Genomic DNA, 15,599 nt, shown 5'->3' with positions numbered 1-15,599 from the left:
TAAAAATGTATAGAATGTCCGGTATCTTTTGAAACCGGAAAATATTAAATACTATTAGAGTAGATTAGGGTTCGCATTTCTTCTATATGTCGTGGTATCCAAGCCTGGTATGGAGCAGGTTTGCTAAACCTGTGCCCCTCGGGGCTCGGGCGTTCAAATCGCCCCCACGGCGCTCTTTATTGAAGTATCCGGCCGTATGGCTTGGATACGTATCTTTTAGTATTTTTCTATTATGTTTTTGTTCGCGGGTTCGACGCTCGCTCACTTTGTTCGCTCGCTACTCGTCGTTTTGGGTGCTTCGATGTCAGGGCCGGGCTTGCACCCCGCTCGCATTTCTGCTTCGCAGAATGCTCGCTCGCAAGCCCTAAGCGACGCCGACTGAGGCGGCGTCCATTACCCTGCAATCTACGCATCCCTCGCTTTGCTCGGGCAAACCCAAAACGCCTCGCCGACCGCGGATACTTTATTGAAAAACAAATTGAAACTAATAGGTAGATAAAATTGGCCGGGTTATTCTGTTTATTTTCCCGGTCTTAAAAAAATTCATACAGTCGTACGGATCAGAGATATTCTTTCGGGACATTTCCGACCGATATTATCTTGACGATATCTCCTTTCCTGTTCCTTATCACTTTATTTGACCACAGGAGCCTGACTCGCTCACCGCTTTTCTTGATATTCTCATCTGCATCATTCGAAACGTACTGCTCCGGATTTTTAAGAATATCTTTGATCATGTCAGCGGAACTTTTTCCCGGACGTGACATCTCAGGAAGGATCTTACCGATTATGCTTTTCCCGACTAACTCGTCGCTGGTATAGCCGAAAAATTGCTGCCCGAACTTGTTCATGTACATGATCTTTCCCTGAGTATCCCAGGTCAAGATGATACTGTTGGCGTTTTCGACTATCTCGCAGCAGTCCGTTCCTCTTTCCGTCGAGGACGGCATTGTGCTTATATCCTGAATTTTCGGACCGCCTCGTTCATTGAACAATCCAAGAATGATCGACAATATACTCACTGACATTTTCATATCATCCCTATGGACAGAAAATAAACAAAATATATAAATATATTTATTTTATTGTACGATAATCAAATTATTATCATTCTCCCGGATCACGATAACTCCCGTCTATACCACATTTTATTTTATGAAGCAGGTCTTTTTCCTCTTCCGTCATCTTCGCATCCGAACATATGTGATACAGGCATACAGGGCTTCGCAGTTCTCTGGGTAATATGCATCCCGTCCCGTCGCGGCAGAACCCATCGTGCAGGTCGCAATACTCGGCCATCATTCTGGCAGAATCATCGTCAAGAGTACCGTCCTCTCTCTTCCAGTGCCCTAAAGTATCGACACAATCCGCGCAGCATCCGACGCCGTTGACATGAATGTATCTGCAAAAGCTGTTGCCGTCACAGCAGTCAAAATCTATTTTCTCAGTTTGTTTAGCCATTGTCCTGTACGTATCGACATCATAGCCTCGTATACGTTTTTTGTCCTTAGGGATAACGGAAATGTTCAGTTTAGAGAGTAATCGCTCGAATTCATCATAACGCATAATGGTACCTTTTTCATGCTCAATTCTGTATCAGTAATATTTATTTATGTCTGCAAGTTATGTGACTGACTTATCCTGTCAGTTGCCAGAAATAATGATATGTGCGGAAATTTAATCATCAAATCCAGTCTAAAAGAAAAACATGAGTGATTGGAGATCCGTCCTGAACGGCGATCCCGTTGACTGGCTGCTAGAAAAGGAAAACCCTTCTGTCAGGTATTTTACTTTACGTGATATTTTAGATAGGCCTGAGAACGATCCCGAAGTAACGGATGCTAAACAGGATATCATGAAGACCGGCATTGTGCCGGCAATCTTAGAGAAACAGGACGATGAAGGATACTGGGTTGACCCTAAGCGATTTTACACGGCCAAGTATACGGGGACCGTATGGCAGGTCATTATCCTTGCAGAACTCGGGGCAGGCGAAAAGGATTCCCGGGTCAAAAAAGCATGCGAGTTCATTCTAAATAATTCACAGGACAGGGAAAGCGGCGGTTTCTCCATGTCGGTTAGCGTAAAAAACGGCGGAGGCAGGCACAGCGAAGTTATTCCCTGTCTGACCGGTAATATGGTCCGGAGCCTGATAAGGCTAGGATTTTTAGACGACCCGCGTCTTCAGGACGGGATCAAGTGGATCACGACATATCAGCGTTTCGATGATGGAATAACAGCACTCCCGACAGGCTGGCCCTATGATCGATCTGATGCATGCTGGGGAAAACACACCTGCCACATGGGTGTAGTAAAGGCGTTAAAGGCACTGGCGGAAATCCCTGAGAATGAACGGTCCGCTGATGTGAAAACGACTATAGAAAACGGTATGGAATACCTGCTCATCCATCATATATACAAAAAAAGCCATGATTTGAGCCGTGTTTCAAAACCCGGCTGGAAGAAGTTAGGGTTCCCGCTGATGTATCAAACGGACATTCTGGAGATCCTGGGGATATTGACCGGCCTTGGCTGCAGGGATGATAGAATGCAGGATGCAATGGACATTTTGATATCTAAGCAGGACAAGCATGGCAAATGGGTACTGGAAAATACTTTTAACGGTCGTTTCCAGGTAGACATCGAACAAAAAGGCAAACAGAGCAAATGGGTCACCTTAAACGCTATACGGGTCATAAAGGAGTATTACTGAAAATACTATTTTCATTTTTAATAACCCAAAAGAAGGGCCGGTAATAAGATAATTCTGGAATTCACAATGCTCTGCCATCATTTTTTTGAACGTCTATTATCATTTCCTTCTAGATAAAGACTTAATAATTAAACGGTTAATATTTAAGGAGATCAATTATGAAAATCGGTATCATTGTTCATTCTCAGACAGGTAATACGTTTACAGTGGCACAAAAGCTTCAGGATAAGCTATCAACGGCAGGGCATTCGGTAAATATTGAACGTATAGCTCCCGCGGGCGGCGAACAAAGAGACGCAAAGAACATCCGGTTCGATAAGCTTCCGGACCTAAGCGCATACGACGCCCTGGTATTAGGCGCTCCAGTACAGGCATTTTCTGTTTCGCCCGTGATGGCGGCATATCTGAAACAGCTTCCATCGCTTCAAGGTAAAAAGATCGCATGTTTTGTCACTAAAGGCCTGCCCTTTTACTGGACGGGCGGGAACCGTGCCATCTCTCAGATGAAAAAAGCCTGCGAATCCAGAGGCGGAACAGTGGGCGCTACGGGGATAGTGATCTGGAAGAAGACGGGCGTCGAGAAAAATATCGAAGATGTGGTAGAAAAATTGAGCGGATCATTTTAACTATTCCTTTTTATTTTTTTACAAAATTTTCATATATTTTTAAGTGTTCATTAGTTTTCAATATTTGACTGCCCTTTACTTTCCAATGATCATGCTAATTATATCCGTGCTAGAAATGCCCCTGGCACATAAACGGCCTGCTGCGCTTTTATTATTTACTAAATATCTCCATATTGAATATAACTTATTCGTTCTTAATTTTTAAAAAATATAAACAAATAATTTCAGAAATGCAAAGAAAATGCAATATAAACCTATATATCTTATATAAACTAATATTAGCCGACCGATTATTATGGTCTCGCTTATTGCATGACTCCCGGTAACAATATGGAATAATTGTGGTATGAAAGATGCTATCCGTCATCGCTTCATCGTTCATTCGTATTAAAAACGCAGGAGATATTAAAATATCATATAGCGGAAGTATGGGGATCACCTCCGGGTATTTTGCCAGGCATGATCCATGGCCAGGTGTACGGGAGGGACTATATTGATCCTTGATTTATCGCTCAATAGTCTAGGCTATATTATTATATCCATCATGGCCGCTATACTGGGACATTATACATGGAAGCGCCGTAAAGTCCCCGGCGGAACCTATTTTTCAATATTGATGGCCGCAGTTTCCTTTTGGGCGCTTGTGACCATGGGGGAACCTGCCGCAATGAGTGAGGACGTCAGTGAAATGTTCTCGCTGCTATCATACATATCGGTCACATGGGCAGGCCCGCTGTGGCTGTTATTTGTCCTTGATTACGGATATCGCGATCGCTGGCCTATAACAAAGAAAACTATGCTGATCTGTGTCGTACCTGTAATTATAATCCTACTTGCGATAACGAACGAATTGCATGGGCTTATATGGCTAAGACCAGGGCATCAAGACCTGGTGGTCTTTAACCATGGCGCCGGCCTGTGGGCCAATTTTATATACACCTATATACTCTTGCTTGCAGGGTTCGTGTTACTGATATGGACCGTAATAAGATCCTATAAAAAGAATTTCCTTAAGGCTGCGGCGTTATTGCTGGGCACGATGATGCCGATGATAACGAGCATATTCTGGATGGTGAGGTTCAATCCCTGGGCTGACATAGATATTACGCCCGTCGCCATGGGCATTACGATCTTGCTTTACACCTGGAGTATTTTCGGGCAGCGGCTGTTTGATATCAAGCCGGTGGCAAGAGAGGTCCTGGTCAACAGTATGGCCGACGGTGTGATGGTATTAAGCAATGAGGGAGATATCGTCGATCTGAATCCTGCCGCAATGAAGATGCTCGGAGCTGCGGAGTCTTCGATCGAGCAGCCTGTAGATACCGTTCTGACGAAATGGCCTGAGCTCGTCGATTATTGCCGCAGTGACAAAGAGGGGTCTTCAGAGATATTGATCAACGGCCATCAAGAACCATCATGGATCGAGATACATACATCTCCTCTATGCGGCGGCAGCGGAAAGTATTACGGCAGGCTTATCACCTTGCGGGATATTACAAAACGCAAGCTCGCAGAAGAGGAGATAAAGCGGTCGAACGAGTCACTTCAGGCCGAGGTGATCGAAAGGACGCATATCGAAGAAGCGCTACGGCTGTCCAACGAGGCATTACATGCGGAAATAGCAGAACGTAAGCGCGCCGAAGAGTGCCTTGAGATATCTTTGAAAGAAAAGGAGCTACTGCTTAAAGAGATACACCACAGGGTAAAGAACAACCTTCAGATCATTTCCAGTCTCATGAGCCTGCAGGCACTGAATACGATCAATGAAAATACCAGCGCACACCTGAGAGACACTCAGGGCCGTATCAAGTCCATGGCCTTGATCCATGAGAGACTTTACCTGTCCAGAGACCTGGCCCGGATCGACTTCAAGGAGTATGTCAGAAGCCTTATCGTATCTTTAAAGCGCTCTTATGCACTTTACCCGGGCATTGAGGTCGATACGGACATAGATAATGTCTTCCTGGATATCGATACCGCCATCCCCTGCGGCCTGATAATTAACGAACTGGTCTCTAACAGCCTGAAGTATGCGTTTAAAGATACGGGATCCGGCAGAATTTGCGTGTCAATGTGTTGCGAGAATGACCTGTACAGGCTTGTCGTAAGCGATGACGGCGTAGGATTGCCCGCAGGCATGGATTTCCGGAATACTGATTCGCTGGGCTTGCAGCTTGTGGTCACTCTGACAGAACAGCTTAAAGGGAATATAGAGTACCCTGATCGTAAAGGGGCTACGTTCATAATCACTTTTAATAAAAATAAGGAGTAAAATATCCTGCCATAATAGTGGCAGGGTATACGGCTTCCGTCAATGTATTCCCGTATGAAAGTCCTGGCTGCCGCTAATACAATATGTCTGCTATTATTGTTTTTACATCAGGCTCTTGTATTCAGGCTTATATGCATGCGATTCAATGAATGCGCGTATATTCTCAGGCCTGTCCACTCCCGCGAGGCTTTTATCGAAGATGACCTCTGCCACTTTCGTCGCCGTATATAGCTCTGTCTCCAGAATATTCGACTGGTGCGGGTAAATCTTTCCTGAGTCAAGTTCGGCCTGCGTGACCTGTTCGGCAACTGCATGAGCAGCAGCAATGAACATATCGTCAGTGATACGCTTTGCCTGAGTGGCATACACCGCCATTCCGATAGCAGGATAAACATACATGTTGTTTGCCTGGCTGGGAACGAATTTTTTACCGTTATACTCTACTGGCGGGAACTGAATGCCGGCAGCATAAATGGCACGGCCCCGGGACCATTCGTACGCCTCGTCAGGAGTACATTCCGCATGGTCCGTAGGATTCGACAGCGCGAAAATAATGGGGCGATCATTAATAGTGGCCATGGTCTCGATAACACGCCTGTTGAAGGCTTTACCTGTAGTGCTCACGCCGATTATCGCAGTAGGCTTGACGGACCCGATCGCCTCGGCGAAATCCCTGGTTGGCGTATGTGTATGCGCATAAGGCTTCTGAAAGCTCTTTACCTTCGATCGGCTTGACTCTACCAGGCCTTTGGTATCGAAGAGCCATATGCGGGAGACCGCTTCTTCCTTCGTCAGCCCGTCCTGCATCATGGCAGAGACGATAAGATCGGCGATCCCGATGGCCGCAGAGCCGGCTCCAAGGAACAATATCCTCTGGTCTTTCAGCCTGCTGCCGGCGATCTTAAGCGCGTTGATGATGCCGGCCAGTATGACGCCTGAAGTGCCCTGTATGTCATCGTTAAAACAGCAATAGTTCTCACGGTATCGCTCCAGAAGGTTAATGGCATCGACACCTCCCCAGTCCTCGAAATGGATGCAGCACTGGGGAAAAACTTCCTGCACTGCGGACATGAACTCGTCCGTGAACTCATATATCTCTTCAGCCGGGGGCCTTGTCTGGCGGATGCCGAGATACAGCGGATCGTTAATGCAATCGCGGTTATTCGTTCCCATATCCAGGAACACCGGAAGAAGGACGTGGGGCGGCACTGCTGCACAGGCGGTGTATAGCTGTAATTTTCCTATGGGTATACCCATTCCGTTAGCGCCCAGGTCGCCGAGGCCGAGTATTCGCTCGCCGTCCGTTACGCATATGAACCGGACGTCTTTTTCCGGCCAGTTGCGAAGTATCTCCTTTACATGGCCTTTGCGCCTGATCGAGATATACATGCCGCGAGGCCGCTGGAAAATGTGGCCGAACTTCAAGCATGCCTCGCCTATCGTCGGGCTGTAAATTACCGGCAGGAAATGCGCGGGGTCTGACATGACCACCTTGTAAAATAATGTCTCGTCGTTATCGAGAAGTGAAATAAGGTAGATGTACCGGTCTAGGTCGGAGGAATTATCGTTGAGCTGCTGCATCACGCGGTTTATCTGTGTCTCTTCTGTCTCGATAACGTCGGGGATAAGACCGACCAGGCCTCTTGCCTGACGTTCCTCCTCTGTGAATGCGGTGGATTTATTGAGCGTCGGATCCTGTAAGAGCTCGATCCCGCGTTTTGTGATTCGGTTTCCGTTTAAATCCATACTGGTACCTCTCCGGCAATAGGATGAACAGATCATGTATCCTGATGGTCTTTCCTCATATCATACGCTTTGATACATATGATTGTGTATAACTTCTGGTGACCGAGGATTTTCACCATATTTGGATAGTAATGTAATCCATTATGCTATAAATAAATTGTATTCAAAATGGTCATTGATATTCTATAACTATTTTGCATCAGTTATTGGTGTAATATAGGATCCTCTATAAAGATACCTTTATTGTATTGGTTTTTTGGGTCGTGGTTATTCTTCGATAGTATTCTTCCATCGAAGCTCACGCTCTATCTGCTCTATGGCCCGGGAGATTGATTCAGCATCTGTTTCTTTTACCTTTATGTTCGCGGCTCCAAAAACATATGACGCGCTTTTTCCGGAGAGAGATTGCTTTGTGAGCACTACGTCAGGCTCGTTATCGAGCAGCATCTTTGCCACCATTATCCCTTTTCTTTTTTCAGACTCTTTTTCCTGATTCGCTATTATTTTCTGACGCTCGAACTTACATTCTTTTACGTTAAAATCTATAAGCGCAAAGAAAGGCGCCTCCCCAAAGTGGGGGCTGAGCTTACCCTCCCTGTCCTGTAAAGGAATGGCATAGCGCAAATGCGTTTTCGTTTCCGGTTCGTAGTGGATAAGTACACGATCTACGTTAGGGACCAGTTTACGGATCTGATCTTCGATCCTCTCACTTGCATTATGCGCCTTCTCCAGATCCGATCCGGCCATGGTTACCGTCGCTTCCACAAACATAAAACGCCCTGAATTACGGCCCGTTATCCGCTTTACTCTTCTAACGATGGGATCCGATAGTATGGCGGCTCTGATAGTATCCAGGGTATCATGATCTATAGAGGCATCGAGAAGGGTACGCATACTATCCTTTAAAATGTACCATCCCGAACGGATTATAAATAGGGCTACTATTATCGCTGCGATACTGTCGAGCGGAATACCAAAGTACTGGCCAAGCAGGGCAAAGAACACTATAGATGCGGTGAGGACATCGACCTTGTGCTGTTCTCCGTCCGCTATCAGGCTTGGCGAGTTATACTTTCTACCCACTTTTACTTCATACATTCCAAGAATGTAAGGGACCGGAACGATAAGTGCGACAGCTACCAGGACCCATCCGCTGTATGGCAGTTGAGCGCCCTTGGAGCTCAATGCCTCCAGCGTTATCTCGTACGCCGTGAGAAATATCAATAACGAGATGGCCACAGATACGATATTCTCCACTTTATAGAGGCCGTAAGGATAGCCTTTGCTCTTACGGGAAGAGATCTTTATCCCAAAGATCAGTGCTACGGACATGATGACGTCTACAAACGAGTGTATGCCGTCAGCGCGAAGTGCCAGGCTTCCCGAGATCAGGGAGAGGCCTAACTTTGCTATGACCAGGCCGACATTAACGATAAGGGATAAAAAGGCAACTCGTATAAGCACGGATTCAGGTGTTTTATCTATCCCGCTTTTCTCCGGAGTCTCTCTACGCATACAAACTCACACTGATGGACATCCCGATAACATTAGAATATAATATAAACTATATTTTAACACTTTCCGAAACATGATATAATTCTAAAAAGAATGGCCGAAAGTCATATTCAGACATACAGGCATTAAAAAACCAGGTACATAAAGTGTTAATGACACAAACCGCTACAAAATCTTAACACCACCCGGGTCTGATTATTATCCGGGAATGTCAATGCAGATGATAGAAGAAAAGATCGTGAACGGTATAAATGTCACAAAGCTGTACAGCACTATCGATACTATAAAAGAGAGACCGGGACTTGCAAAATTCCAGTTTCGCGCGACCAACAAATGGGTCAACTCGATGCATAACCGCGCAAAGGTCAAGGATTTTTACGGGGCCGGCAAGGAAGACGATACGCGGACCGAGCCATATGTTTTTGATGCGGATGAGCCTCAGGTACTTTTAGGGGAAGACCAGGGAGCTAACCCTGTAGAATATGTGCTGGTAGCACTTTCCGCATGCCTGACCACAAGCCTGGTAGCCCACGCTGCCGTAAAAGGGATCCAGCTGGACGAGGTGGAATCAAGATTGGAGGGCGACCTTGATGTCAGGGGATTCCTGGGGATCTCGAATAGCGTCAGGAGAGGATATGAAAAAATACGCGTGACCTTTAAGATCAAATCGAATGCCACCCGTGAGCAATTGCTGGAGCTCATAGATGTGGCTCAAAAGAGGTCGCCCGTATTTGACATTACGCATAATACGACTCCGATCACGGTTACCCTGGAAACATAAAAAGATATGTATTTGGCGAGGGTAAGCCATGCGATCCCTCACTTTATGTTTTTATGTGGCCGTCCTGATGATTTTTCATGAAAATACTTTCGTCAAACACTACGCTAAATGATATTTTTATGCAGAACAATTCTTAGCTAAGTTATCCATCTGGATGGATAGACTTACGGCTATCTAATAGTCGATATATTGGTCTGGAGTAATAACAATGTCTTTCAAATGCGAACTCAAAGAACAGCCCGCTCAACCGGTGTTATCTATAAGGGCAAGGACGTCCGTGCGGAATTTACCGCAGGTGCTGGGGAATGGATACGGATCGATCATACAATACATTTGCGAACTTGGCGAAAACCCCGTAGGCCCGCCATTTACTGCCTATTATAACATGGACATGGAAAACCTGGATATCGAACTTGGTTTCCCGGTAGCAAAAAAGCTTCCGGGAAAGGGGGATATTAATCCGGGCGAGATCCCCGGCGGCAAACTGGGGACCTGTCTGTATACCGGCCCATATGGTGATGAGATGTGCCATGCGTATGGGGCGCTTACCAACTTCATTATCGATAAGGGTTATGAGCCGACAGGAGTGGCCTATGAGATGTACCTGAATGATCCGACGGTCACGCCGCCTTCGGAATTACAGACGCTGATCGTATTCCCGTTAAAGAACTGATAATGAAATGGTGGATATGGCCACATTAATATTGGTGGCTATTATCCTGTTGCCAGAAGCTACATTTTTTTTTACTTTTTTAATGTATCCATAATTTATGACATTACAGGGCAGCAGGCAGGGTAACCCGCGCCCTGATATGTCATTATATCCGAACCTGATCAATCAAGTTTCAGTTGTTTTATTTCCTTCAACGTATCAAGGTCATTTAGCTGAAGTATCGAGCTTGACATTGTGTAAAGCACATCTTTTATGTAAAGGCTTCTCGATATCGACCTGTCGCCATAGAAGTAGTATCCGCTCTTCTTGAAAACTTCGTCGTCATCGTAGTGAGTTACCTTTCCCCTGAGCGTGAAGCCATTTTTTATGCTGACGTCGTAGACATAGGCTCCCTGGAACACATAATCGCCATACTGGTTCAAAGAAGTCCGCTCACCCTGTATCTCGGCTACAGTGATAGGTAATACCAGTAAATTTTTCTCCCTGTCGAACAGGAATGCCTTATGGTCAGTAAGTACGGGCGAGTCGGTGCCTCTGTCACCTATGACCACCTTATACATCTCTTTAGGATGTTCCACGTCGCTGACGTCGAATATCGCCATCTTGACGCCCTGGTACCATGCGAAGTCAAGGCCCCTGCCAGATGTCTCGCTCTCGCCTGCATCAACTGTGTCCTTTCCTATGCCTATTATGTGGTTCTCGTCGTAAGGGTGAAGATAATCGCTGTACCCGGGTATCTTTAATTTACCCAGGACATCCGGGTCTTTCGGGTCGCTGAGGTCTATTACGAACAGCGGGTCGACTTTCTTGAACGTGACCATATAGCAGCGCTTGCCCATGAACCTGGCTGAATATATCTTCTCTCCCGGCGCAAGGTCTTCAAGTTCGCCGACGACGTTCATGTTCCCGTCTAAAACATAGACGTTATTTGTAGACGGGGTTTTAGAGTTCCAGACTTCCCCTATGGTCGTTGCTATCCGGAAATATCCATTATACTCGTCCATGGAGAACTGGTTAAGTATATGCCCTTTAACGCGGCCGCTGCCTATGAATTTTATTTTCCCGCCGTCAAGACTGAACTTAGCAACGGTAGTTTCCTCACCGGTTTTACCGTCCGGAGAGTATCTATAATATCCATAGCAGTCCGATTGCGTGATATAAAGATTATTCTCCGAGGCGTACACGTTCTGTCCTGAACCCGCGATCGTCTCTTTAGTGATGTCTTTATCCTCGTCGGTCATCGATACCGATGCTAAAGTTATAAAGCTGGCAGCTTCTACCGGCGGGATGTAGCAGATGTCCGTGGCATCGGCCACCGGCTTAAATGACTCCGAGCCTTCCCTGCAAAGAGGTATGATGTTGTCCGCTTCCACGCCCTCGTATAATGGCCATATACGGGGATAAGTGTTCACGACGAAATATACATCATTGCCTATCTTTCTTGACGTGAGATAACTGCCCTCTATCTCGAACGTCCTCAGGATCTGCGGATCTTTCCTGTCAGATATATCATAGAGCTTTACTGAAGTTACTGCAGGTATATGCCAGCAATAGGGGCATCCTGCAACGATCTTTTCCGCCTTTACGTCAAGCGGCTCCGGAATGTTTACGCTGGAAGAACCGAATACAAGTAATCTGTCATCGTCAATGAACATTTCTGACGGCCTGAATCCGGCGATATTCGTTGACGATAATATTTCAGCGTTTCTTCCAGGATAAGCTAAGGCGATGATGATCTTGTCTTTGGCGATAATATATACGTATTTCCCGTCAGTTTTTATTATATCTGCTTCGTCAACGCCTTCGACCTGCACATTCGTTGTCGAAAAGTCCCCTGATTGTCTGCCGATGGCCTCCGAACCTTTTGATGCATCCCCGGCGCTTAATATGGGAGATAAAGGCAGCCATGAATTCCATGCGCTATCCTCACACTCATAAATGCCGGCGGACGCGTTCATGAACGCTTTTATCATATCCCGGTCCGATGAAAACCTCGGAAGTTCAGAAGTATGCCCGGGATCGAATGGCGAACTTAATATGACGTTTTGGGGTCTCATATTGCTGATAAGGGCGATGGCAGATATCATCAACACGGCCGATATGAGTAATGCAAAGATAGCAAACAGGTAAATATCAGATCTCTCAGATTTCATAAGGCTCATCCTATCTCTGTTAAATTGTTGGTATTTACCCGATTTAAGCTTTTATTAGGCTACGATTTGATTTGTAGTTATAGAATTAATTCATTATTTATTAAAATTAGCTTTAATATTACTGTTTTTAGTTAATAGGCCTGGTATTGCCATTAATTGAATATTTTATACGATCGACCAGAAAATTATCAAATTGAAAATAGCTGATAGGCAAACTACACTGAGTATATGTTTAAAAAAATTATTTTTCTGGTTTCCTTGCTCAGTTAGAAGCCTGCTTTGCTTTTTCCGCCAGCTCCAGCGCCCATTTTCTCACTGCCGGTAAGTCCCTGGCATCATAAGGCTTACTGACATCCACACCTTTCTTCTCAAGTTCTCCCTTCATGGCCATGCCCATTATCCTTGCTATAAGGTTGGGACTGTTAAAGTCGACATAGCCGCCAAATAGCCCCATGGATATCGGCTTTATGGATGGATATTTTTCCGCCACTTTCTCGAGGTAGGTCTTCATGCCGTATTCTCTCTGGGACGGGTCTCCGCCAGACAGGCCGGAAGCGAACAGCGCGACCTTCTTGTCTTCAAGCGCCTTGGCGTTACGCTTCAGGAAGTTCGCCGCATCTCTCTTCCACTTCGTAGCCCAGATGGAACTGCCCACTACTATCAGGTCAAACTCATTCACATTGATACCTTTCGTCTCCCGGGCATTTTTCACCGTCGCAGCATAGCCCTGTTCTTCCAGCGCCTTTGCTATCTCATCGGCAATGCCTTTCGTAGCACCGCCTCTGGTACCGTATACTACCAATGCTTTCATTTGTTACCCAATCTCTCATAGGTGTATTGAAGCTATAATCTTGCCGGTTATCCTTTTTATCCTTAAAAAAAGTCCTATGTATTTCATCATTGACCTGTTATTCAGGTAAAACGCTAGAGATCAATAGACTACGTTCACCTCAACGTCGCCTTTTTTATCTATGACGTTGACAAGAGTGCTTTTTCCGACTCTTCTGAATTCGAGATCCACCCTCGAATCACCGATCGTCAAATTTAATATCCGGGCCGTCTCAAGCCATGGCGGCAGGTATGGTTCATTTAATGTCAGGCGCTTATCCATGGCGTCCGGCGTAAACCCGAGAGAGGAGCTTAACATATGGGGTATCGTACCTGCAGACCATGCCTGCGGGCTACATGCTACCGGGTACTTAATAGGTATTCCGTATTCAGCATAATTAAATCCGCCGAAAAGCTCAGGAAGCCTGTATCTCGGGTAGAACTGCGCCGCATCATACATACTTGAAAATAGGGTCGTCATCTCGTCCCTGTATCCGTATTTGCTTAAGCCGGCAGTGATTATCGAATTATCATGCGGCCAGACAGTGCCGGTATGATATCCCATGGGATTATATCGTTTTTCTTTTGACGATAACGTACGTATGCCCAATCCCGTGAACATGTCCGGCTCGAATATCCTGCTCACCAGGTCATCTGAGTGTGCCTTATCTATAATCCCTGTCCATAAACATTGAGCCGGGTTTGTGGATATGACGTCGCAGACACCCTTATCGTCGATGGCCTGCGCGTAATATTTTTTATCTTTCATCCAGAAGAGCTCGTTAAATTTTCTATACATGTCATCAGCTTCTCTTTTCATCCTCGCCGCTTCGTCCTCCCTTCCTATCCTGCTGAAAAGAATGGTAAATTTGCGCTTTACCATGTAAACATATCCCTGTACTTCTGCCAGGGCTACAGGATGCCTGGCCAGCGATCCGTCCGAATGGCTTATTGCGTTTAAAGAATCTTTCCAGCCCTGATTATCCAGTCCCATTTTCGACCTTCTTTTATAAGTCGCGAACCCGTTCTCGCTCATGGCAAATCTGTCAATCCATGAAATGGCTGCATCAACGTTATCCTTAAGCTTATGGTACAGGTCGATGTCCCCCGTCCAGTCAATGTATTCGGATAACAATATGAGGAATAGCGGCGTCGAGTCGATACTGCCATAATATGGCGTCTGCGGGATCTCGTTCAGGTTTGATTTCTCTCCCACTCTTAATTCATGCAATATCTTGCCGGGTTCTTCCTCTGTCCAGTTATCCATCCTCCTGCCCTGGAACTTTGACAGCAACATAAGAGTGGATCTTGCAATGATGTGCTCATAAGGCAATATCTGAATGGCCGAGATAATACTGTCCCGTCCGAACAACGCATCGTACCACGGTACGCCTGCCGCGTGATATGTGTATTTCCCCGAACTCATATGAAGCATTCTGAGATCTAAGAGCGAGCGCAGGAATATTTTGTTAAATATGAGGTTATTTGTCTGGATATTGCTACAGTATTCCAGCTTGTTAAGGTAAGAAAACTGTATCTTTTTTAAAGTTTTTTCAGGAGAGACCTTTTTTTCTTTGCGAGGCGCATTTTTATCAATATCGTCCACTTTTATTTTTAGCGATATTTCCCTGGACTCATTCGGGCTTAGATCTACAATGAATGTGCAGAGCCCTGACTTTATGTCCTGGGGCGGGGTTGAGAAAGATATCCTCGTGCTCCTTATATGTTCGTCCTTTCCCACATAGGAAAATAGCAGGTCTTTCCCATTAAATGCCGGGTGGACAAGCTTTCCCTTATCTTCTCCGGTGATACCTCTGACAGTGAATATATCGTAAAAATCAGAGTCGAATTCGAGAGTCACCTTAAGCGAGACTTCAAATTCGTTAAAATTTTCTATCTTTATTCTTTCGATCAGTATCTCCGGAATTTCTCTAATTCGTCTTATGCTGATAGTATCCTTGTCTATGCTTCTCCCTTTACAGTCGACTGACTCAGAGTTGGTCATCATCGTAATTGACGAGTAGCCTTTATCATCGCTTGCCAGTATCTCTTTCGGCTCCCTGCCATTTATCTTAAGCACGAACTCGTTCAAGAACCTGCAATCCTTGTGATAGAGGCCGTACCCGTGATGGTGGCCGTTTGGTATGTTCCCGTTCTGCAATGTTACCAGTGTCAGGTTCTCTTCACGTATCACCAAAGCGTTAAGTATGTCCTTTGAACTTTCATGCCATTTATGCACTTTTTTTCTATCCGGCATAGGCGCATTTTCTCCCGTCGTCAAAGCCCCGTCAG

General features: G+C 45.7%; 13 protein-coding genes and 1 tRNA gene. 7 read left to right on the top strand and 7 right to left on the bottom strand.

Features of this window, described 5'->3' with window-relative positions; genetic code table 11:
- The first annotated feature begins 88 nt into the window (after window positions 1-88).
- Window positions 89-172 (top strand) — tRNA-Ser (locus CUJ83_RS03570).
- A 388-nt stretch (window positions 173-560) separates the two neighbouring features.
- On the opposite strand, the gene CUJ83_RS03565 is transcribed toward CUJ83_RS03570, so the two are convergent.
- On the bottom strand, window positions 561-1,028 hold the full coding sequence (locus tag CUJ83_RS03565) for a PAS domain S-box protein (RefSeq protein WP_230740697.1): 468 nt from the start codon (window positions 1,026-1,028) through the stop codon (window positions 561-563).
- A gap of 79 nt (window positions 1,029-1,107) precedes the next feature.
- Entirely contained in the window at window positions 1,108-1,566 is a 459-nt protein-coding gene (locus CUJ83_RS03560; protein ID WP_230740694.1) for a hypothetical protein, read from the bottom strand.
- A 142-nt stretch (window positions 1,567-1,708) separates the two neighbouring features.
- Here CUJ83_RS03560 and CUJ83_RS03555 point away from each other — a divergent pair, with 142 nt between their 5' ends.
- The 4 genes from CUJ83_RS03555 (at window position 1,709) to CUJ83_RS03540 (ending at window position 5,611) form a co-directional block, all read left to right on the top strand.
- Complete coding sequence (locus CUJ83_RS03555; protein ID WP_230740692.1) at window positions 1,709-2,713, top strand: prenyltransferase/squalene oxidase repeat-containing protein; 1,005 nt, start codon at window positions 1,709-1,711, stop codon at window positions 2,711-2,713.
- Between the two features lie 158 nt (window positions 2,714-2,871).
- Entirely contained in the window at window positions 2,872-3,339 is a 468-nt protein-coding gene (locus tag CUJ83_RS03550) for a flavodoxin family protein (RefSeq protein WP_230740690.1), read from the top strand.
- A gap of 353 nt (window positions 3,340-3,692) precedes the next feature.
- The gene (locus CUJ83_RS03545) at window positions 3,693-3,836 is read left to right on the top strand and encodes a hypothetical protein (RefSeq protein WP_230740688.1); all 144 of its coding nucleotides are present in this window, start codon (window positions 3,693-3,695) and stop codon (window positions 3,834-3,836) included.
- Window positions 3,833-5,611, top strand: coding sequence for a histidine kinase N-terminal 7TM domain-containing protein (locus CUJ83_RS03540; protein ID WP_230740686.1), 1,779 nt, complete (start codon window positions 3,833-3,835; stop codon window positions 5,609-5,611). Before CUJ83_RS03545 ends, CUJ83_RS03540 begins: the two co-directional genes overlap by 4 nt.
- Window positions 5,612-5,713: 102 nt before the next feature.
- On the opposite strand, the gene CUJ83_RS03535 is transcribed toward CUJ83_RS03540, so the two are convergent.
- Together CUJ83_RS03535 and CUJ83_RS03530 are read right to left on the bottom strand one after the other, a co-directional pair.
- Complete coding sequence (locus CUJ83_RS03535; protein ID WP_230740684.1) at window positions 5,714-7,357, bottom strand: NAD-dependent malic enzyme; 1,644 nt, start codon at window positions 7,355-7,357, stop codon at window positions 5,714-5,716.
- Window positions 7,358-7,624: 267 nt separating this feature from the next.
- Complete coding sequence (locus tag CUJ83_RS03530; protein WP_230740682.1) at window positions 7,625-8,872, bottom strand: cation diffusion facilitator family transporter; 1,248 nt, start codon at window positions 8,870-8,872, stop codon at window positions 7,625-7,627.
- A gap of 214 nt (window positions 8,873-9,086) precedes the next feature.
- On the opposite strand from CUJ83_RS03530, the gene CUJ83_RS03525 reads away from it, so the two are divergent.
- Together CUJ83_RS03525 and CUJ83_RS03520 are read left to right on the top strand one after the other, a co-directional pair.
- Window positions 9,087-9,653, top strand: a complete 567-nt coding sequence (locus tag CUJ83_RS03525) for an OsmC family protein (RefSeq protein ID WP_230740680.1) — start codon at window positions 9,087-9,089, stop codon at window positions 9,651-9,653.
- Between the two features lie 208 nt (window positions 9,654-9,861).
- Entirely contained in the window at window positions 9,862-10,326 is a 465-nt protein-coding gene (locus CUJ83_RS03520) for a GyrI-like domain-containing protein (protein ID WP_230740677.1), read from the top strand.
- A gap of 161 nt (window positions 10,327-10,487) precedes the next feature.
- Here the strand turns inward: CUJ83_RS03520 and CUJ83_RS03515 are convergent, their stop codons facing one another.
- The 3 genes from CUJ83_RS03515 to CUJ83_RS03505 form a co-directional block, all read right to left on the bottom strand.
- Window positions 10,488-12,488, bottom strand: coding sequence for a beta-propeller domain-containing protein (locus CUJ83_RS03515; protein WP_230740675.1), 2,001 nt, complete (start codon window positions 12,486-12,488; stop codon window positions 10,488-10,490).
- A gap of 253 nt (window positions 12,489-12,741) precedes the next feature.
- Window positions 12,742-13,290, bottom strand: a complete 549-nt coding sequence (locus CUJ83_RS03510) for a flavodoxin domain-containing protein (protein WP_230740673.1) — start codon at window positions 13,288-13,290, stop codon at window positions 12,742-12,744.
- Window positions 13,291-13,410: 120 nt separating this feature from the next.
- Complete coding sequence (locus CUJ83_RS03505) at window positions 13,411-15,564, bottom strand: amylo-alpha-1,6-glucosidase (protein ID WP_230740671.1); 2,154 nt, start codon at window positions 15,562-15,564, stop codon at window positions 13,411-13,413.
- Window positions 15,565-15,599 lie beyond the last annotated feature (35 nt).

The sequence above is a fragment of the Methanooceanicella nereidis genome (assembly GCF_021023085.1).
In the GTDB taxonomy this organism is placed as follows: Archaea; Halobacteriota; Methanocellia; order Methanocellales; family Methanocellaceae; genus Methanooceanicella; species Methanooceanicella nereidis.
This window is presented reverse-complemented; position numbering and strand designations above follow the sequence as displayed.